General features: G+C 76.8%; 1 protein-coding gene. It reads right to left on the bottom strand.

From position 1 onward, the window contains the following. Window positions 1-228, bottom strand: a 228-nt coding sequence (locus QCD75_RS22110) for a hypothetical protein (protein ID WP_301231664.1), incomplete at both ends; no start/stop codon positions are given.

Genomic DNA, 228 nt, shown 5'->3' with positions numbered 1-228 from the left:
GAACCGGTGCGCCGCGCTCCGAGGGCTCGCTGCGGGGGCCGAGCCCGGGCACTTCCGGCTCCCGCCCCTCCTGCGAGAGATACACCGCGCACGCGCCTCGCAGGTAGACGAGGCTGGGCAGCACCAGACTGAGCACGAAGACCACGCCCCCGCCCACCAGGCCCGCCAGCGCGTGCGGCTGCCCCCGCAGGTCCACCCCGGCGCTGGCGAGGCTGCGCACCCCGTAGC

Source organism: Arthrobacter sp. PsM3, from assembly GCF_030433895.1.
Taxonomy (GTDB): Bacteria; Actinomycetota; Actinomycetes; order Actinomycetales; family Micrococcaceae; genus Arthrobacter.
This window is presented reverse-complemented; position numbering and strand designations above follow the sequence as displayed.